A 19,213-nucleotide genomic window follows, 5' to 3' on the forward strand; every position below is an offset into this window, starting at 1 on the left:
TGGAGGGGGGAGGGAGGTGATCCAGCCCCCTTTGTGTGTTTGGAGAGGCGCCGACGGTTGGTTGGTGTTTTGTTGCGTCCCTGCACTTGGGGGGGGGGTGGGGGGGGGGGGGGGCCCCCCCCCCCCCCCCCACCACCCCTTTCCCCTTTCCGCGCCCACTGGAGACCGCCCATGCGCACGCGTACCCGCGGCCGCACCCGTAGCCGCACCCGCACCCTCCTGTACGGTCTGCTCCTCGGCCTGCTGCTCGGCGGAGCGGGCCTGCTGCCGGTCACCGCAGCGAGCGCCGCGGACAACGGCACGTGGGGGGTGTTCCCGACGCCCGCGGCCGGTGCGGCGATGACCGACCGCGCGTACTTCTTCCACCAGGGCGCGGCCGGGAGCACGGTGAGCGACAGCGTGACGCTGGTGAACTCCTCCGACAAGGAGCTGACGTTCCAGGTCTTCGCCACCGATGCCATGAACACCCCGGCGGGCGGCGCCTTCGCGCTGCTGCCGGTGGAGACGAAGCCGAAGGACGTCGGCGCGTGGGTCACGCTGGCGCCGGAGACCGCGAGCACCGTCACCGTGCCGGCCAGGGGCCGCAAGGACATCCCCTTCACCGTGAAGGTCCCGGCGGACGCGACGCCCGGTGACCACGTCGGCGGGATCGTCGCCCTGGGCACCGCCGTGGAGGGCGTGCAGCAGGAGGGCAAGGTCCAGGTCGGGGTGAAGCGCTCGGTGGGCGCCCGGCTGTACTTCCGGGTGCCGGGGCCGATCACGGCGGGGCTGAGCGTGGAGGACGTACGGGTCAGCCGCTCGGCGCCGCTGCTGCCCTGGGTGCGCGACGCCCGCGCCACGATCTCGTACGCGCTGGTCAACCGGGGCAACGTGGTCGTCGAGCCCAGGGTGGCGGTGTCCGCCGAGGGGCTGTTCGGGCGCGAGGTGCTGGACCGGCCCGCCCGCGAGCTGAAGCTGTCCCTGCTGCCGGGCCAGCGGATCGAGCTGACCGAACCGTGGCCGGACGCCCCCCAGTCGGACTGGGTGACCGTGACGGTCACGGCGGGCGCGGCGGCCCACCCCGATCTGGTCTCGGAGTCCGGGACCGACTTCATCGCCGTACCCTGGCCGGCCGTGGGCCTCCTCCTGGTGCTGGCGGGCGCGGGCGCCACGGTGTGGGTGCTGCGCCGCCGTCGCCGCGCGGCCGGTGAACAGCCGCGGTCCGTACCGGACCTGGCCCGGACGCACTGACCGCCACCGGTGCCCGCGGACGACGCCGTCCGGCGGTCACGGCAGCAGCCCCCGGCCGGGGGAAGTGGCCGGGGGCTGCTGGGAGTTACGGGGGCGGGGCGGGTCAGTGGTTGCGGGGGAAGCCCAGGTCCACGCCGAGGTGGCCCTCGGAGGGGTCCGGCCAGCGGGTCGTGACGACCTTGCCGCGGGTGTAGAAGTGGATGCCGTCGTTGCCGTAGATGTGGTGGTCGCCGAAGAGCGAGTCCTTCCAGCCACCGAAGGAGTGGTAGCCCACCGGCACCGGGATCGGGACGTTGACGCCGACCATGCCGGCCTCGATCTCCAGCTGGAAGCGGCGGGCGGCGCCGCCGTCGCGGGTGAAGATCGCGGTGCCGTTGCCGAACGGCGAGGCGTTGATGAGGGCCACGCCCTCCTCGTAGGTCTCGGCGCGCAGCACGCACAGGACCGGGCCGAAGATCTCGTCGCGGTAGGCGTCGGAGTCGGTCTTCACGTGGTCCAGCAGGGACAGGCCGATCCAGTGGCCGTTCTCGTTGCCCTCCACCGTGAAGCCGGTGCCGTCGAGGACGACCTCCGCGCCCTGGTCGGCCGCGCCCTTGACGTACGAGGCGACCTTGTCGCGGTGGGCTGCGGTGATCAGCGGACCCATCTCGGAGGTCGGGTCGTTGCCGGGGCCGATCTTGATCTTCTCGGCGCGCTCGCGGATCTTCTCGACGAGCTCGTCGCCGATCGCGCCGACGGCCACGACGGCGGAGATCGCCATGCAGCGCTCACCGGCCGAGCCGTAGGCCGCGGACACGGCCGCGTCGGCGGCGGCGTCCAGGTCGGCGTCCGGCAGCACCAGCATGTGGTTCTTGGCGCCGCCCAGGGCCTGGACGCGCTTGCCGTTGGCCGAGGCGGTGGTGTGGATGTGGCGGGCGATCGGGGTCGAGCCGACGAAGGAGACGGCCGCGATCCCGGGGTGGGCGAGCAGCGCGTCGACGGCCACCTTGTCGCCGTGGACGACGTTCAGCACGCCGTCCGGCAGACCGGCCTCGCTCGCCAGCTCGGCGAGCTTGTTGGCGGCCGAGGGGTCCTTCTCGCTCGGCTTGAGGATGAAGGTGTTTCCGCAGGCCACGGCCAGCGGGAACATCCACATCGGGACCATCGCCGGGAAGTTGAACGGGGTGATGCCCGCGACGACGCCCAGCGGCTGGCGGATCGAGGAGACGTCCACCCGGTTGGAGACCGACGTGGACAGCTCGCCCTTGAGCTGCGTGGTGATGCCGCAGGCCAGCTCGACGATCTCCAGGCCGCGGGCGACCTCGCCCAGCGCGTCCGAGTGGACCTTGCCGTGCTCGGCGGTGATCAGGGCGGCGATGGCGTCGCGGTTGGCGTCCAGCAGGGCGCGGTAGGCGAACAGCACCTTGGTGCGGGCGGCCAGCGAGGACTGGCCCCAGTTGAGGTAGGCCTCCTTGGCGACCTGTACCGCCGCGTCGACCTCGTCGGCCGAGGCGAGCGCTACCTGCGTGGTGACCTCGCCGGTGGCCGGGTCGGTGACCGGGCCGTAGTTGCCCGACGCGCCCTCGACGGTCTTGCCACCGATCCAGTGGTTGACGGTCTTCATTGCCTTGCTCCTTCACAGATGGCGACGTCGCTGCGCGGCTTGCCGGTCGTACTCTTCACGGGCCGTGGCAGCGGCCTTGCGGGTCGCGGTCTCGGCCACAGGAACATCCCACCACGCCTGTGCCGGGGGTGGGCCCGACACAGTGTCGGGCGTTCGGGTCTGTACGTAGACACATGTGGGTCGGGTTGCCGAGCGGGCCTCGGCGAGGGCTTCGCGCAGGTCACGCGTGGTGCGGGCGCGGATCACGGCCATTCCGAGGGAGCCCGCGTTGGCCGCGAGGTCCACCGGAAGGGGGTCCCCGGTGTATCCGCCGCCGGGCGCCCGGAAGCGGTACTCGGTGCCGAAGCCCTCGCCGCCCACCGCCCCCGACAGGCCGCCGATGGAGGCGTAGCCGTGGTTGTCGAGGATCACCACCTTGATCGGGACGCCCTCCTGGACGGCCGTGACGATCTCGGTCGGATTCATCAGGTACGTCCCGTCGCCGACCAGCGCCCACACCGGCCGGCCGGGTGCGGCCAGCGCCACTCCGATCGCCGCCGGGATCTCGTAGCCCATGCAGGAGTAGCCGTACTCCACGTGGTACTGGTCCTGCGACCGGGCCCGCCACAGCTTGTGCAGGTCGCCGGGGAGGGAGCCGGCCGCGTTGATCAGGATGTCGGTGTCGTCGACCAGGGCGTCGAGCAGCCCGAGCACCTGGGCCTGGGTGGGTGCCGTGTCCTCCGCCGCCTCCGGGACGGCGTAGGCCCGCTCGACGCGGCTCTCCCAGCGCGCCCGCTCCGCCGCGTACCGCGCCCCGTACGCCGGGTCCGTGCGGTGGCCGGCGAGGGCGCCCCGCAGCTCGTCGAGTCCCTCGCGGGCGTCGGCGACCAGGGGCAGGGCGGCGAGTTTGTGGGCGTCGTACGGGTCCAGGTTGAGGCCGACGAACCGGACGGCGGGGTTCTGGAAGAGGGTCGCGGAGGCGGTGGTGAAATCGGTCAGCCGGGTCCCGGCGGCGATGACGAGGTCGGCCTCCCGGGCGAGCGCGGCGGCGGTGGAGGTGCCGGTGTGACCGATTCCGCCCACATCGGCGGGGTGCCCGTACGGCAGGACCCCCTTGCCCGCCTGGGTGACGGCCACCGGGATCCCCGTGGCCTCGGCGAAGGCGGCCAGCGCCGCGCGGGCCTCGCTGTGCCGGATCCCGCCGCCGGCGACGATCAGCGGGCGCGCGGAGCCCCGTACGGCCTCGGCGGCGCGGGCCAGCTCGTGCCGGTCGGGGCGCGGCCGGCGCACGCCCCACACGCGCTCGGTGAAGAACTCCTCCGGCCAGTCGTACGCCTGCGCCTGCACGTCCTGCGGCAGCGCGAGGGTGACGGCGCCGGTCTGCACGGGGTCGGTGAGCACTCGTACGGCCTGGAGGGCGGCCGGGATCAGGGCCTCGGGGCGGGTGATCCGGTCGAAGTGGCGGGAGACGGGGCGCAGGGTGTCGTTGACGGAGATGTCCCCGGCGTACGGGACCTCCAGCTGCTGGAGCACGGGGTCGGCGGGCCGGGTGGCGAAGGTGTCGCCGGGCAGCAGGAGCACCGGGATCCGGTTGATGGTGGCGAGGGCGGCGCCGGTGACGAGGTTGGTGGCGCCGGGCCCGATGGAGGTGGTGACGGCGTGCGCGGAGAGGCGGCCGCACTGGCGGGCGTATCCGACAGCGGCGTGCACCATGGCCTGCTCGTTGCGGCCCTGGAGGAAGGGCATGGCCTCGGGCCCGCTCTCCAGGAGGGCCTGGCCGATGCCCGCCACGTTCCCGTGCCCGAAGATCCCCCAGGTGGCGGCGATCAGCCGGTGCCGGTGGCCGTCGCGCTCGGTGTACTGGCGGGACAGGAAGCGGACGAGCGCCTGCGCGACGGTGAGCCTCACCTGTGGTCCTCCGTTCGGGGGAAGGGCAGCCGCGGGTCGGTGTCCTGGCCGTCCCAGGTGCCGCGGATCCAGCCGTGGTCGGGGTGGTCCCGGATCAGCCACTCCCGGGTCGCGCCCGGTCCGGCCATCACGTTCAGGTAGTACATGTCGTGCCCGGGGGCGGCCATGGACGGCCCGTGCCAGCCGTCGGGGATCAGCACCGCGTCCCCGGTCCGCACCTCGGTGAGGATGTCGGTCTTCCCGGCCGGGGAGGGGGTGACGCGCTGGTAGCCGAGCCCGGGGGTGTCCCCGTGCGGGGCGATCTCGAAGTAGTAGATCTCCTCCAGACGGGACTCCTCGCCGGGGTGGTGCTCGTCGTGCTTGTGGGGCGGGTACGAGGACCAGTTCCCGCCGGGGGTGAGCACCTCGACGGCGATCAGGCGGTCGGCGGGGAAGGTGTCCGCGGCGGCGAAGTTGTTGACCTGCCGCGAGCACTGGCCGGCGCCCCGCAGCTCCACGGGGACGCCGGCGGCGGGGCCGTACCGGGCGGGCAGCCGTGTCGCACACTGCGCACCGGCCAGCGCGAACCGGCCCCCGGCGGCGGACCGGATCTCCGCGTCCGCGTCCCGCGGCAGGTAGACGAAGTCGGTGACGCCGCTGAACACCCCTTCTCGCCCTGTCAGTTCGAACATCTGCGACGCCGCTGCGGGGGCGCCGCCCCCGAACCCCCGCTCCTCAAACGCCGGCGGGGCTGAAGGAGCGGGGCTCTGGCTCAGGGAAAAATCCAGCCTCGCCGGCGTTTGAGGCGCGGGTCCGGGCAGAGCCCGGCAATGGACCTGGCACGCGCCCGACAACGGGAGCACGATCCACTCCGACTCCCCGCACGCGTGCGCGTACGCCTCCCCCGGGGCCAGGTCGAGGACCATCAGCCTCGTCCATTCCATCCCCCACTCAGACACCACCGGCACGCCCCAGCACCTCCTCCACCTCGTGGGAGAACGGCATCGCCGCCGCGCACGCCAGCCGCGTGGCGACGATGGCCCCGGCCGCGTTCGCGTACCGCATCACCCGCTCCAGTTCCCACCCCGCCAGCAGCCCATGGCACAGCGCCCCGCCGAACGCGTCCCCCGCGCCCAGCCCGTTGACCACCTCCACCGGCACCGGCGGGACCTCCGCCACCGTGCCGTCGCGGTGGACCGCCAGCACGCCCTGCGGGCCGCGCTTGACCACCGCCAGTTCCACGCCCGCCGCGAGCAGCGCCCGCGCCGCCGCATGCGGGTCCGACTCGCCCGTGGCGATCTCGCACTCCTCCGCGTTCCCCACGGCCACCGTCGCCGACCGCAGCGCCCGCTCGTAGTACGGCCCGGGTTTCTCCCGCCACAGCATCGGCCGCCAGTCCAGGTCGAAGACGGTCGTCCCGGTCCGCGCGCGGGCCTCCAGTGCCGCCAGCGTCGCCGCCCGCGAGGGCTCTTCGCTCAGGCCCGTACCCGTCATCCAGAACACGCGGGCCGCCCGTACCGCCGCCAGGTCCACCTCGTCCGCCACGATCTGCAGGTCCGGGGCCTTCGGCAGCCGGTAGAAGTACAGCGGGAAGTGGTCCGGCGGGAAGATCTCGCAGAAGGTGATGGGCGTCGGCAGACCGGCGACCTCGGCGACCCACCGGTCGTCCACCCCGAACCCCCGCAGCTCGGACCGCAGGTACCCGCCGAAGGGGTCCGCTCCGGTACGGGTGATCACCGCCACCCGGCGTCCCAGCCGGGCCGCCGCGACGGCCACGTTGGTCGGGGAGCCGCCCAGGAACTTGCCGAACGTCTCCGCCTCGGCCAGTGGTATGCCCGTCGTCAACGGGTAGAGATCCACCCCGATCCGGCCCATCGTGATCAGGTCGAACGCGCACGGATCGCCGGTGCCGGTCACAGTCAGTCCTCCCATTGGTCCTCCACCCTAAGGTGGCCGTTATGACGTCCTCCCCGCCCGCGTTGACCCGTATCCGCATCGGTTCGGCTCCGGACTCCTGGGGTGTCTGGTTTCCCGACGACCCCCGGCAGACCCCGTGGGAACGCTTCCTCGACGAGGTGGCCGACGCCGGGTACGAGTGGATCGAACTCGGCCCCTACGGCTATCTGCCCACCGATCCCGCCCGCCTCGCCGGGGAAACGGCCGAGCGCGGGCTGCGCGTCTCGGCCGGAACCGTCTTCACCGGACTCCATCACGGGCCCGCCGTGTGGGAGGACACCTGGGAGCACGTGTCGCGGATCGCGGCGCTCACCCAGGCCATGGGCGCGGCCCATCTCGTCGTCATCCCCTCCTTCTGGCGCGACGACAAGACCGGGGAGGTACTGGAGGACCGCACCCTCACGCCCGACCAATGGCGTGAACTGACCTCTCAGACCGAGCGCCTCGGCCGGGAGGTCCAGGACCGGTACGGGCTGCGGATCGTCGTCCACCCGCACGCCGACACCCACATCGACACCCCGGGGAACGTGGCCCGCTTCCTGGACGCCACCGACCCCGGGCTGGTCTCCCTCTGTCTGGACACGGGGCATTACGCGTACTGCGGCGGGGACAGCGTGCAGGCCGTGGAGACCTTCGGCGAGCGGATCGGCTACCTCCACCTCAAGCAGGTGGATCCGCGGATCCTCGCCGAAGTCGTCGCCGAGGAGCTGCCCTTCGGGCCGGCCGTGGGCCGCGGGGTGATGTGCGAACCGCCCTCGGGGGTGCCCGCGCTGGAACCGGTGCTCGCGGCGGCCCAGCGTCTGGACGTGGACCTGTTCGCCATCGTGGAGCAGGACATGTACCCCTGTCCGCCCGACCGGCCGCTGCCGATCGCCCGGCGGACCCGCGACTACCTCCGCTCCTGCGGCGCCCGCTGACCCTTCGGAAGGAAGAGGAGTACGACATGAGCACGCTCGGCATCGCCGTGATCGGCACCGGGAAGATGGGCGCCGACCACGTCCGCCGGATCGGGCGGACGGTGGGCGGGGCCCGTGTGGTGGCCGTGGCCGACCCGGACGGGGACCGGGTCAAGGAGGTCGCGGGCACCCTGGACGGGGCGACGGCGCACACCGACCCGGCGGCCGCGATAGCCGCGCCCGGGGTCCAGGCCGTACTGATCGCCTCGCCCGGACCCGCCCACGAGGAGGCGATCCTGCACGCCCTGGAGCGGGAGCTGCCGGTGCTGTGCGAGAAGCCGCTGACCCCGGACCCGGCGGGGGCGCTGCGCGTCATGGAGGCCGAACGGCGGCTGGGGCGGCGTCTGGTGCAGGTGGGGTTCATGCGGCGGTACGACGCCGAGTACGCCCGGCTGAAGGAGCTGCTGGACGCGGGCGGGATCGGACGGCCCCTCTTCCTGCACTGCCGGCACCGCAATGCCTCCTCCCCGTCGTTCTTCACCAGCGACATGCTGATCAGCGACTCGGTGGTGCACGAGGTGGACGCGGCCCGGTGGCTGCTGGGGCAGGAGATCACCGCCGTCACCGTGCTCTCGCCGCGGCCCTCGTCGGCCGCTCCCGAGGGGCTGAGCGATCCCCGGCTGGTGCTGCTGGAGACCTCCGGCGGGGCCGTGGTCGATGTGGAGATCTTCGTCAACTGCGGTTTCGGCTACCAGGTGCAGTGCGAGGCGGTCGGCGAGGCGGGCAGCGCCCGGATCGGCGACGGACACGCGATGGTGGTGCAGTCGGCGGGCCGGTGGGGCGGCGCCATCGACCAGGACTTCACGGTGCGCTTCGCCGATGCCTACGACCGCCAGCTGCGCAGCTGGGTGGCCGCGGCCGCGCGCGGCGGGGTGGCGGGGCCCGACGCGTGGGACGGCTACGCCGCCGCCGCCGTCTCCGAGGCGGGCCTCACGGCGGCGCGCACCGGTGTGCGGGCCGCCGTGGAGCTGACGGAACGGCCCGGCCTGTACCGCTGACGCCCCGCCAATTCCTCACCCGACCCCTGTGGCCCTCTTGTCACAGGGGTCCCCCTTCTGTCACGCATGTCCGCATTACGCGGGTCTTCCGTCACAGAAGATCGACAGCCCCTCCCCTGTCGTCACTCCGCGTCGTTCCCCGGGCACAACCCGAGTGTTCGTCAGTGTCCACGCGCCGGCTCCCCCGACGGCCTCCCGGCCGGCCCCGCGGCGTGGACAAGGAGGTGTCCAGCATGAGCGACCGACAGCTGTGGTCGTACAAGGAGATCGCCGCCCACATCCGGGTCCAGCCGGACACCGTGCGCTCCTACCGCAAGCACGGCCTGCTGCCCACGCCCGACCACGTGGAGGGGGGCAAGCCCTACTGGTACGCCGATACCGTGCGCGCCTGGGTGGCACGCCGGCCCGGGAACCGGGGCCGGCGCGAGGACTGACCCGCGCGGCGGCGGGTGAGCGGCCACGCCCTGGCCCCTCACCCGCCCACGCGTACACAGTTCGCCCATATCGGCCAGTTTTCCCACCAGGATCGAGAAACCGGGAGCCGATACTCGCGCTGATACCCCCCAGGGGTATAGTCTCGAAGTGTCGGGAGGACGGTGGAGCCATCGGCCGCCCCTCCCGGTGACCGGCACACGCCCCTGAAGAGGAGAACGACATGACCGCCGAGACGGACACCCAGACCACCACCGTCTACCGGGTGACCGGCATGACCTGCGGACACTGCGAGGGCGCGGTGACCACCGAGATCTCCGCCCTGCCGGGCGTCAGCACGGTCAAGGCCGTCGCCGCGACCGGTGAGGTCACCGTCGTCTCCGCCGCCCCGCTCGCGGACGAGGACGTCCGCGCCGCCGTGGACGAGGCCGGCTACGAGTTCGCCGGACAGGTCTGAGCGGCCCGCACCACCCGCACGGCACCCGCGGCAGCCCCGCGGCACCCTGCCGGGCCGTGCCGGCCAGCTCATACTGGTCCCGTACGGCCCGGCCATCCCACTGGAGCCGGAACATGAGCAGCAGCACAGTGCACGACGGACCGATAACGGCGGTCGAACTCTCGATCGGCGGGATGACCTGCGCCTCCTGCGCCGCCCGCATCGAGAAGAAGCTCAACCGGATGGACGGCGTCGAAGCCTCGGTGAACTACACCACCGAGAAGGCCCGCGTCTCCTACAGCGGCGGCGTGCAGGTCGCCGATCTGATCGCGACCGTCGTCAAGACCGGTTACACCGCCGAGGAGCCCCCGCCGCCGCCCGCCCCGGAAGAAGCCGCCGAGGAAGCGCGGAGCGAGGCGGCCGAGGCGGCCGGTGCGACCGAGGCCCCCGACCCGGCGCTCGCCGCACTGCGCCAGCGCCTGCTGGTCTCCGTCACGCTCGCCCTGCCCGTCGTCCTGCTCGCGATGATCCCGGCCCTCCAGTTCGACAACTGGCAGTGGCTCTCCCTGACCCTCGCGGCCCCCGTCGTCGTCTGGGGCGGGTTCCCCTTCCACAAGGCCGCCTGGACCAACGCCCGGCACGGCGCCGCCACCATGGACACCCTCGTCTCGGTCGGCACCCTGGCCGCCTTCACCTGGTCGCTTTGGGCCCTGTTCTTCGGCCACGCCGGCATGCCCGGCATGCGGCACGGCTTCGACCTCTTCACCCTTCAGGGGGGCAGCGTCTCCCGCACCGACGGCTCCTCCGCCATCTACCTGGAGGTCGCGGCCGGCGTCGTCTCCTTCATCCTCCTGGGCCGCTACCTGGAGGCCCGCTCCAAGCGGAAGGCGGGCGCGGCCCTCAAGGCCCTGCTGGAGCTCGGGGCCAAGGACGTCGTCGTCCTGCGCGCGGGCCAGGAGGTCCGGATCCCGGTGGGCGCGCTCGCGGTCGGCGACCGGTTCGTGGTCCGCCCCGGTGAGAAGATCGCCACCGACGGCACCGTGGTCGAGGGCAGCTCCGCCGTGGACGCCTCCATGCTGACCGGCGAGTCCGTCCCGGTCGACGTCGCCGTGGGCGACTCCGTCACCGGAGCCACCGTCAACACCTCCGGACGCCTGGTCGTCGAGGCCACCCGGATCGGCGCCGACACCCAGCTCGCCCGGATGGCGAAGATGGTGGAGGACGCGCAGAACGGCAAGGCCGAGGTGCAGCGCCTCGCCGACCAGATCTCCGGGATCTTCGTCCCCGTCGTCCTGGTGCTCGCCATCGGCACCTGGATCACCTGGCTGCTGATCACCGACGACCCCACCGCCGCCTTCACCGCCGCCGTGGCCGTCCTGATCATCGCCTGCCCGTGCGCCCTGGGCCTGGCCACCCCGACCGCGCTGATGGTAGGCACCGGGCGGGGCGCGCAGCTCGGCATCCTGATCAAGGGGCCCGAAGTGCTGGAGTCCACCCGCCGCGTGGACACCGTCGTGCTGGACAAGACCGGCACCGTCACCACCGGCCGGATGACCCTCGACGGCGTCTTCACGGCCGAGGGCGTCGACGAGCGCGAACTCCTGCGCCTCGCCGGATCGCTGGAGCACGCCTCGGAGCACCCGATCGCCCGGGCCGTCGCCGCCGGGGCGGCGGAGCGGGCCGGCTCCCTGCCGGTTCCGGAGTCCTTCGAGAACGTCGCCGGGCTCGGCGTCCAGGGCGTGGTCGACGGACATGCCGTCCTGGTGGGCCGCGAGCGGCTGCTGGCCGACTGGTCGATCGAGCTGCCGGCCGCACTGGCCGGGACCAAGGCGGCCGCCGAGGCCGCGGGCAGCACCGCCGTCCTGGTGGCCTGGGACGGTGCGGCGCGCGGGGTCCTGACCGTGGCCGACGCGGTCAAGGAGACCAGCGCCGAGGCGGTTTCCCGGCTGCGGGCCCTGGGCCTCACCCCGGTCCTGCTGACGGGCGACAACAAGGCGGTCGCCGCGACGGTGGCCCGCGAGGTGGGCATCGACGAGGTGATCGCCGAGGTCCTCCCGCAGGACAAGGTGGACGTCGTACGCCGCCTGCAGGCGCAGGGCCGTACGGTCGCGATGGTCGGCGACGGGGTCAACGACGCGGCCGCGCTGGCCCAGGCGGACCTTGGGCTGGCCATGGGCACCGGCACGGACGCGGCCATCGAGGCGGGCGACCTCACCCTCGTACGGGGTGACCTGCGGGTCGCGGCGGACGCGATCCGGCTCTCGCGCCGGACCCTGGCCACGATCAAGGGCAACCTGTTCTGGGCCTTCGGTTACAACGTGGCGGCCCTGCCGCTGGCGGCCGCCGGGCTGCTCAATCCGATGATCGCGGGGGCCGCCATGGCCTTCTCCTCGGTCTTCGTTGTGACCAACAGCCTCCGGTTGCGGTCCTTCCGCTAGTAATCTTTCTCCTCATGGTCCGCACACTTCCTTCACGGGAGACGCAGATCACAGTGACCGCAACGTAACCATCCGGGGTCGTCGTGGGTCTAATGGGGCGATACCAAGAACGTCTTGGGGGACGTTTCACGGAGACCTGGGGGGTTTCCGTGGGTATCAGCCGGCCGGGACACGTACCCGCGGGAGGCTTTGAGCGGCCCTCCCGGACGAACGGGTCCCGGCACACCGACGCCCCGGCTCGGGTCCCGTGGGGGGAATCCGTTTCGGGGAAAAGGGAAGCGCCCCGACCGTCGACCCGTGGGGGGATCGACGGCGGGGCGCTTCTCGCATGCTCAGGGTTGCCTGTGGTGCGCTCCGCGCGGCCGCACGCCGCGCGGGGGAAAGCCTCGGGTCAGCGGGCTTCTACGGGAACGAAGTCGCGCAGGACCTCGCCGGTGTAGATCTGGCGCGGGCGACCGATGCGGGAGCCCGGCTCCTTGATCATCTCGTGCCACTGGGCGATCCAGCCGGGAAGGCGGCCGAGCGCGAAGAGCACGGTGAACATCTCGGTGGGGAAGCCCATCGCCCGGTAGATGAGACCGGTGTAGAAGTCCACGTTCGGGTAGAGGTTGCGCTCGACGAAGTAGTCGTCGGCCAGCGCGTGCTCTTCCAGCTTGAGCGCGATGTCGAGCAGCTCGTCGCTCTTGCCGAGCGCCGAGAGGACGTCGTGCGCCGCCGCCTTGATGATCTTCGCACGGGGGTCGAAGCTCTTGTAGACACGGTGTCCGAAGCCCATGAGGCGGACGCCGTCCTCCTTGTTCTTCACCTTGCGGATGAAGGCGTCGACGTCGCCGCCGTCGTTCTTGATGCCTTCCAGCATCTCGAGGACGGACTGGTTGGCGCCACCGTGCAGCGGACCCCACAGGGCCGAGATGCCGGCGGAGATCGAGGCGAACATGTTCGCCTGCGAGGAGCCGACCAGGCGCACGGTGGAGGTGGAGCAGTTCTGCTCGTGGTCCGCGTGCAGGATCAGCAGCTTGTCGAGCGCGGAGACCACGACCGGGTCCAGGTCGTACTCCTGGGCCGGCACGGAGAAGGTCATGCGCAGGAAGTTCTCGACGTAGCCGAGGTCGTTGCGCGGGTAGACCACCGGGTGGCCGACCGACTTCTTGTACGCGTAGGCCGCGATCGTCGGGAGCTTGGCCAGCAGCCGGATCGTCGAGAGGTGGCGCTGCTTCTCGTCGAACGGGTTGTGGCTGTCCTGGTAGAACGTCGACAGCGCGCTGACCACGGAGGACAGCATCGCCATCGGGTGCGCGTCCCGCGGGAAGCCGTCGTAGAAGCGCTTCACGTCCTCGTGCAGCAGCGTGTGCTGGGTGATCTCGTTGCGGAACGACGCGAGCTGGTCGACGGTCGGCAGCTCGCCGTTGATCAGCAGGTACGCGACCTCGATGAAGGTCGAACGCTCGGCGAGCTGCTCGATCGGGTAGCCGCGGTAACGCAGGATGCCCTGCTCACCGTCGAGGTAGGTGATCGCGGACTTGTAGGCCGCGGTGTTGCCGTAGCCACTGTCCAAGGTGACGAGCCCGGTCTGGGCCCGCAGCTTCGAGATGTCGAAGCCCTGGTCACCGACGGTGCTTTCGACCACCGGGTAGGTGTATTCACCGTCCGCGTACCGGAGTACTACAGAGTTGTCGCTCACGTCATCCCTCACCGACGTAGTGCCTCTTCTTCGAGGTGCCCTGACTGCCTCTACCTTCCCCCATTTGGCGCAGGAGAGTGCACTCGGGGTCGGCCTTTGATGCTTTTGACGGCACTGAGTGCCGCCAACCTGCTCATCCTGCCCCCCCGCGCCGGTTGCCGGAACCCCAAATGATCGATCATCTAGGTGATGTTTCCCACCGGTATCCGGCCGGACAGCCTGGCAGCGACCGCCGTGTACCTCCTGCCTGCGGAAACGGTACGCACCGCCTGGCCGAGGGCCTTGCGGGACCCGACGAGGACGACCAGTTTCTTCGCCCTGGTCACCGCCGTGTAGAGCAAGTTGCGCTGGAGCATCATCCAGGCTCCCGTGGTGACGGGGATCACCACCGCCGGATATTCACTCCCCTGTGAACGGTGAATGGTGACGGCGTACGCGTGGGCCAGCTCGTCGAGCTCGCCGAATTCGTACACGATCTCCTCATCCTCCTCCGTCCGCACCGTCAGGCGCTGTTCGTCCACGTCCAGGCCGGTGACCACGCCGACCGTGCCGTTGAAGACACCGTTGGCGCCCTTCTCGTAGTTGTTCCGGATCTGGGTCACCTTGTCGCCCACCCGGAAGACCCGGCCGCCGAACCTCTTCTCGGGCAGGTCCGGCCGGGCCGGCGTCATCGCCTGCTGCAGCAGCCCGTTGAGGTTTCCGGCACCCGCCGGGCCGCGGTGCATCGGCGCGAGCACCTGGACGTCCCGCCGCGGGTCGAGCCCGAATCTGGCCGGAATCCTCCGGGCCGCCACGTCCACGGCCAGCACCCCGGCCGCCTCGGTGTCCTCCTCCGGGAAGAGGAAGAAGTCCGGCAGCCCGTCCGTGATCGGCGGCAACCCGGTGTTGATCCGGTGGGCGTTGGTGACCACGCCGGACTGCTGGGCCTGCCGGAAGATCCGGGTCAGGCGCACCGCGGGCACCGGGCCGTCCTCGGCGAGCAGGTCCCGCAGCACCTCCCCGGCGCCGACCGACGGCAGCTGGTCCACATCGCCGACCAGCAGCAGGTGCGCCCCGGGCGCCACCGCCTTGACCAGCTTGTTGGCCAGCAGCAGGTCCAGCATCGAGGCCTCGTCGACGACGACGAGGTCCGCGTCCAGCGGCCGCTCCCGGTCGTACGCCGCGTCCCCGCCCGGTTTGAGCTCCAGCAGCCGGTGCACCGTGGAGGCCTCGGCCCCGGTGAGCTCGGCCAGCCGCTTCGCCGCCCGGCCGGTGGGCGCGGCCAGCACCACCTTGGCCTTCTTCGCCCGGGCCAGCTCGACGATCGAGCGCACGGTGAAGGACTTCCCGCAGCCGGGCCCGCCCGTGAGGACGGCGACCCGGCGGGTCAGCGCCAGCTTCACGGCGTCCCGCTGCTCGGGGGCGAGCTTGGCCCCCGTCCGCCCGGCGAGCCAGCCCAGGGCCTTTTCCCAGTCCACGTCCTGGAAGCCCGGCATCCGGTCGTCCTCGGCGTGCAGCAGCCGGCGCACCTGCCCCACCAGGGACAGCTCGGCCCGGTGGAAGGGCACCAGGTACACGGCGGTCAGCGGGTCCGGCCCGCCCTGCGGATCCGGTACGGACTCCCGTACGACCCCTTCCGGGTCGGCGGCGAGCTCGGCCAGGCAGTCGATCACCAGCCCCGTGTCCACCTGGAGCAGCTTGACCCCGTCGGCGATGAGCCGGTCCTCGGGCAGGAAGCAGTGCCCCTGGTCGGTGGACTGGGACAGGGCGTACTGGAGGCCGGCCTTGACCCGTTCGGGGCTGTCGTGCGGGATGCCGACGGCCTGGGCGATGCGGTCGGCGGTGAGGAAGCCGATGCCCCACACGTCGGCGGCGAGCCGGTAGGGCTGGTTCTTCACCACGGAGATGGAGGCGTCGGCGTACTTCTTGTAGATGCGCACGGCGATGGAGGTGGAGACGCCGACGCCCTGGAGGAAGACCATGACCTCCTTGATGGCCTTCTGCTCCTCCCAGGCCGCGCCGATCAGCTTCGTCCGCTTGGGGCCGAGCCCTGGTACCTCGATCAGCCGCTTCGGCTCGCCCTCGATGATGTCGAGGGTGTCGGTGCCGAAGTGGTCCACGATCCGCTCGGCGATCTTCGGTCCGATGCCCTTGATCAGGCCGGAGCCGAGGTAGCGGCGGATGCCCTGGATGGTCGCCGGGAGCACGGTCCGGTAGTTCTCCACGGTGAACTGCTTGCCGTACTGCGGGTGGGAGCCCCAGCGGCCCTCCATGCGCAGGGACTCGCCGGGCTGGGCGCCCAGCAGCGCGCCGACCACCGTCAGCAGATCGCCGGCGCCGCGGCCGGTGTCCACACGGGCGACCGTGTACCCGCTCTCCTCGTTGGCGTAGGTGATGCGTTCGAGCACGCCGTCGACCACCGCCAGTTGCACCGCCCGCGGCGCCCCGTCTGCTGCTGCCATGTCCCGAAACTACCGGGCGGCGCCGACAGCGCGTCAGGCCTGTGGACAACGCGCGGGGGCGGGGCGGCAGGAGCGGGCGGCAGGGGCGCTGCGGCGGGGGAACGCAAAGGGGGTCCCGCCTCGCGGCCGGACCCCCTCACGGTTACCCCTCCCGTGCCGGACTTCCCGATCCCCCCAGATCCCTCCCCGGAAGCACCGACGCACCATACGACCCGCGATACGCCCGCACGGTTGCACCCGGAGCCACAGCTTTACGTTTCCGTTACCAATCGCCTACTCAAGGTGCCGGTGAATCACCACAGAAGTAGCGTTTCAGGTCGTCGAGGTGGCCGAGGCCGAGCCGCCGCTGGAGGGCGTGGCCACGCTCGGCGGCCTCGGCGGCCTGCTCAGCGGCGGCATGATGGCCGGGGTGCTCGCCAAGGTGAGCAGGCCGGTGGCCGCCGCCGTCTCGAAGCGGACCGGCATCCCGCGGCCACCATCAGCCGGGTCATCGAGATGCTGATCCCGGTCGTCCTGGCGGTCCTCGTCAAGCGCGCCTCCGGCAAGGCGGCGGGCACCGGGGCGGCCGGAGCGGGCGGCGGAGCGGCCCCCGCGGCGGGCGGCGGCCTCGGCGACCTGCTCGGCGAGATCCTCGGCGGTGGCAAGAAGTAGACGGCCGCCGCGAGCCCGCCCTGATCGGCAAGACACCCCCTACAGTTGCCCCATGGCTGAGAGCGTGCGGCTCCGCGACCCGGAACCGGGGGACCTGGGGTGGATCGTGCAGCGCCACGGCGCGCTGTACGCCGCCGAGTACGGCTGGAACAGCGACTTCGAGGGCCTGGTCGCCCGGATCGTCGCGGACTTCGCCCAGGACCACGACCCCCACCTGGAACGGGTGTGGATCGCGGAGCTGGACGGCCGGCCCGTCGGCTCGGTGATGTGCGTACGGGAGGAGGGCTCGCCCGGCACCGCCCGGCTGCGGCTGCTCCTGGTCGACCCGCAGGGCCGCGGCCGCGGCGTCGGCACCCTGCTGGTCGACACCGTCGTGGCCTTCGCCCGCTCGGTCGGCTACCGCGAGCTGGTGCTGTGGACCAACGACGTGCTGACCGGCGCCCGCGAGCTCTACCTGAAGGCCGGGTTCACCCTGATCGCGGAGCGGCCGCACCGCTCGTACGGAGTGAGCCTGACGGGACAGGACTGGCGGCTGCCGCTGCAGGAGGGCTCCCCGCGCTGACGCCCGAACCGACCCCCGTACGGTTCACGGCGCGCGCGGGGGCCAGCGAGGTCAGCGCCACCCCGCCCACCAGCAGTACGGCCGCCAGCCAGCGCAGCCCCGAGACGGACTCCCCGAGGACCAGAGCCGCGGAGGACATCCCGAAGACCGGGACCAGCAGCGAGAACGGGGCCACCGAGGAGGCCGGGTAGCGGCGCAGCAGGTAGCTCCAGGCGGCGAAGCCGAAGACGGTGGACACCCAGGCGACGTAGCCGATGACGGCCACCCCGGACCAGTCCAGGGCCCGCAGCGCGGCCAGGTCCCGCTCGGGGCCCTCCAGCAGCAGCGAGAGCGCGAGCAGCGGCAGCACCGGCACCGTGCACACCCACACCATGAAGTTCAGGGCGTCGGGCGGGGCGGCCTTGCGGGTCAGGACGTTGGACACGCCCCAGCAGGCGGCGGCCGCCACGACCAGCGTGAAGCCGAGCACCGGACCGGAGGTCCCGCCGTCCACCGCGGCGACCGCGATCCCGGCGAGCGCCACGGCCATCCCGAGCACCCGCACCCGGCCCGGCCGCTCGCGCAGCACGACGGCGGCGAGGGCGGCGGTGAAGACGGACTGGATCTGCAGGACGAGCGAGGAGAGTCCGGCCGGCATGCCCGCGTCCATGCCGGTGAAGAGCAGACCGAACTTGGCGACGCCGAGGGCGATCCCGACGCCGGCGATCCACTTCCAGGCGGCCTTGGGCCGCCCGACGAAGAACACGGCGGGCAGGGCGGCGACGAGGAAGCGCAGGGCGGACAGGAGCAGCGGCGGGAAATGGCCGAGGCCGATCTCGATGACCACGAAGTTGAAGCCCCAGACGGCTGCGACGAGCACGGCGAGGGCGGTGTGTACGGGACGCATGCTTCGAGCATCGGCCGCCGGACCGTGTAGCACCAGCTCGGATGCCTTCCGGGATGGATGAAGCATTGCTTACGGATACCTGCGGTGCCACGATGGAGGCATGCTCGATCTCGCCCGGCTGCGCGCCCTGCACGCCGTCTCCGTCCACGGCTCGGTCGCGGGCGCGGCGGCCGCCCTCGGCTACACCCCCTCGGCGGTCTCCCAGCAGATCTCCAAGCTGGAACGGGAGACCCGCACCACCTTGCTGGAGCGGCGCGGGCGCGGGGTCGCGCTCACCGAGGAGGCCCGCCATCTGGCCGACGCCGCCCAGGAGTTGCTGGCGATCGTGGAGCGCACCGAGACCACCCTGGAGGAGCGGCGCGGGCAGCCCAGCGGGCTGCTGACGGTGGCCGCGTTCGCCTCGGCGGCGCGCGGACTGCTGCCGCAGGTGCTGGCCGACCTGGCCCGCCGTCATCCGGCGCTGGACGTCCGGCTCACGGAGGTCGACCCGCACCTGTCCGTGGAACTGGTGGCCCGGGGGGTCACCGATCTCGCGGTGGCCCACGACTGGGACATCGCCCCGCTGCCCGCGCCGGAGGGGATCGAGCAAGCGGTGATCGGCGACGACCTCTGCGACCTGGTCGTACCGGCCGGGCATCCCTTCACCACGCGCCAGGTCATCCGGCGCTCCGACCTCGGCGGCGAGCGCTGGGTCTGCCAGCCGCCCGGCCGGGTCTGCCACGACTGGCTGGTCCGGACCCTGCGCACCGCCGGGTTCGAGCCCGACATCGCCCATGTCGCGGAGGAGAACCACACCATCGTCGCCCTGGTCGCGGCCGGGCTCGGGGTCGCCGTCGTACCCCGGCTGGGCACCGGCGCGCTGCCGCCGGGGGCCGTGACCGTACCGCTGGAGCCGGGCCCCGTACGCCGGTTGTACGCCTTGTGGCGGACCGGGGCCGCCCGGCGCCCCGCGATCACCGAGGCCGTACGGAGCCTCCAGGAGCACTGGGCCCAGACGGCCTGGTCCCGGGGGGGGGGGGGGGGGGGGGGGAGAGAGCAGCGGGAAAAAGATAGGCGCGGCGACGGGCATGTGTTGAG

16 protein-coding genes and 1 pseudogene are annotated in these 19,213 nt (G+C 72.2%); 10 read left to right on the forward strand and 7 right to left on the reverse strand.

The features are described from left to right. Positions 1-171 precede the first annotated feature (171 nt). Positions 172-1,230 carry a WxL protein peptidoglycan domain-containing protein gene (locus ACZ573_RS35345; protein WP_471312477.1) on the forward strand — a complete coding sequence of 353 codons (1,059 nt, stop codon included), beginning with the start codon at positions 172-174 and terminating at the stop codon, positions 1,228-1,230. Positions 1,231-1,333: 103 nt separating this feature from the next. Here ACZ573_RS35345 and ACZ573_RS35350 read toward each other — a convergent pair whose 3' ends face one another. From ACZ573_RS35350 to iolC, 4 genes are read right to left on the reverse strand one after another with little or no spacing between them, the layout of a single operon-like run. Continuing rightward, positions 1,334-2,833, reverse strand: a complete 1,500-nt coding sequence (locus tag ACZ573_RS35350; protein WP_471312479.1) for a CoA-acylating methylmalonate-semialdehyde dehydrogenase — start codon at positions 2,831-2,833, stop codon at positions 1,334-1,336. 12 nt (positions 2,834-2,845) lie between these two features. Continuing rightward, positions 2,846-4,720 (reverse strand): 3D-(3,5/4)-trihydroxycyclohexane-1,2-dione acylhydrolase (decyclizing), encoded by a 1,875-nt coding sequence (iolD, locus tag ACZ573_RS35355; protein ID WP_471312482.1) that lies wholly within the window; start codon positions 4,718-4,720, stop codon positions 2,846-2,848. Further along, positions 4,717-5,643: a 5-deoxy-glucuronate isomerase gene (gene iolB, locus ACZ573_RS35360; RefSeq protein WP_471312602.1), complete on the reverse strand. Its 927-nt coding sequence runs from the start codon at positions 5,641-5,643 to the stop codon at positions 4,717-4,719. The genes iolD and iolB overlap by 4 nt, the downstream gene beginning before the upstream one ends. Positions 5,644-5,650: 7 nt before the next feature. Further along, positions 5,651-6,631, reverse strand: a complete 981-nt coding sequence (iolC, locus tag ACZ573_RS35365; protein ID WP_471312484.1) for a 5-dehydro-2-deoxygluconokinase — start codon at positions 6,629-6,631, stop codon at positions 5,651-5,653. A gap of 26 nt (positions 6,632-6,657) precedes the next feature. Between iolC and ACZ573_RS35370 the strand changes: the two genes are divergently transcribed. The 5 genes from ACZ573_RS35370 (at position 6,658) to ACZ573_RS35390 (ending at position 11,915) form a co-directional block, all read left to right on the forward strand. Beyond that, positions 6,658-7,572 (forward strand): sugar phosphate isomerase/epimerase family protein, encoded by a 915-nt coding sequence (locus ACZ573_RS35370; RefSeq protein ID WP_471312486.1) that lies wholly within the window; start codon positions 6,658-6,660, stop codon positions 7,570-7,572. A gap of 26 nt (positions 7,573-7,598) precedes the next feature. Then, on the forward strand, positions 7,599-8,609 hold the full coding sequence (locus tag ACZ573_RS35375) for a Gfo/Idh/MocA family protein (protein ID WP_471312488.1): 1,011 nt from the start codon (positions 7,599-7,601) through the stop codon (positions 8,607-8,609). 233 nt (positions 8,610-8,842) lie between these two features. After that, positions 8,843-9,043 (forward strand): helix-turn-helix transcriptional regulator, encoded by a 201-nt coding sequence (locus ACZ573_RS35380; protein ID WP_030716013.1) that lies wholly within the window; start codon positions 8,843-8,845, stop codon positions 9,041-9,043. Positions 9,044-9,264: 221 nt separating this feature from the next. Further along, a complete protein-coding gene (locus ACZ573_RS35385; RefSeq protein WP_030384770.1) occupies positions 9,265-9,498 on the forward strand; it encodes a heavy-metal-associated domain-containing protein in 234 nt (77 codons plus the stop codon). A 113-nt stretch (positions 9,499-9,611) separates the two neighbouring features. Continuing rightward, positions 9,612-11,915, forward strand: coding sequence for a heavy metal translocating P-type ATPase (locus tag ACZ573_RS35390; RefSeq protein ID WP_471312491.1), 2,304 nt, complete (start codon positions 9,612-9,614; stop codon positions 11,913-11,915). 391 nt (positions 11,916-12,306) lie between these two features. Here the strand turns inward: ACZ573_RS35390 and ACZ573_RS35395 are convergent, their stop codons facing one another. Further along, on the reverse strand, positions 12,307-13,596 hold the full coding sequence (locus tag ACZ573_RS35395) for a citrate synthase (RefSeq protein WP_030010215.1): 1,290 nt from the start codon (positions 13,594-13,596) through the stop codon (positions 12,307-12,309). A gap of 182 nt (positions 13,597-13,778) precedes the next feature. Further along, positions 13,779-16,037, reverse strand: a complete 2,259-nt coding sequence (gene recD2, locus ACZ573_RS35400; protein ID WP_471312494.1) for an SF1B family DNA helicase RecD2 — start codon at positions 16,035-16,037, stop codon at positions 13,779-13,781. A 325-nt stretch (positions 16,038-16,362) separates the two neighbouring features. Here recD2 and ACZ573_RS35405 point away from each other — a divergent pair, with 325 nt between their 5' ends. From ACZ573_RS35405 to ACZ573_RS35415, 3 genes and pseudogenes are all read left to right on the forward strand, one after another. Then, positions 16,363-16,539 (forward strand): hypothetical protein, encoded by a 177-nt coding sequence (locus tag ACZ573_RS35405; RefSeq protein WP_471312496.1) that lies wholly within the window; start codon positions 16,363-16,365, stop codon positions 16,537-16,539. Beyond that, positions 16,533-16,688 (forward strand): hypothetical protein, encoded by a 156-nt coding sequence (locus ACZ573_RS35410; RefSeq protein WP_471312498.1) that lies wholly within the window; start codon positions 16,533-16,535, stop codon positions 16,686-16,688. The genes ACZ573_RS35405 and ACZ573_RS35410 overlap by 7 nt, the downstream gene beginning before the upstream one ends. Positions 16,689-16,743: 55 nt before the next feature. Then, positions 16,744-17,250, forward strand: a pseudogene (locus ACZ573_RS35415) (GNAT family N-acetyltransferase); the annotation flags it as partial. On the opposite strand, the gene ACZ573_RS35420 reads toward ACZ573_RS35415, so the two are convergent. Further along, a complete protein-coding gene (locus tag ACZ573_RS35420; RefSeq protein WP_471312500.1) occupies positions 17,156-18,136 on the reverse strand; it encodes an EamA family transporter in 981 nt (326 codons plus the stop codon). The pseudogene ACZ573_RS35415 and the gene ACZ573_RS35420 sit on opposite strands and share 95 nt — an antisense overlap. Before the next feature lie 100 nt (positions 18,137-18,236). On the opposite strand from ACZ573_RS35420, the gene ACZ573_RS35425 reads away from it, so the two are divergent. Then, positions 18,237-19,213, forward strand: a 977-nt coding sequence (locus ACZ573_RS35425; protein WP_471312502.1) for a LysR substrate-binding domain-containing protein, incomplete at its 3' end; no start/stop codon positions are given.

The organism is Streptomyces sp. NPDC040545 (assembly GCF_055595065.1).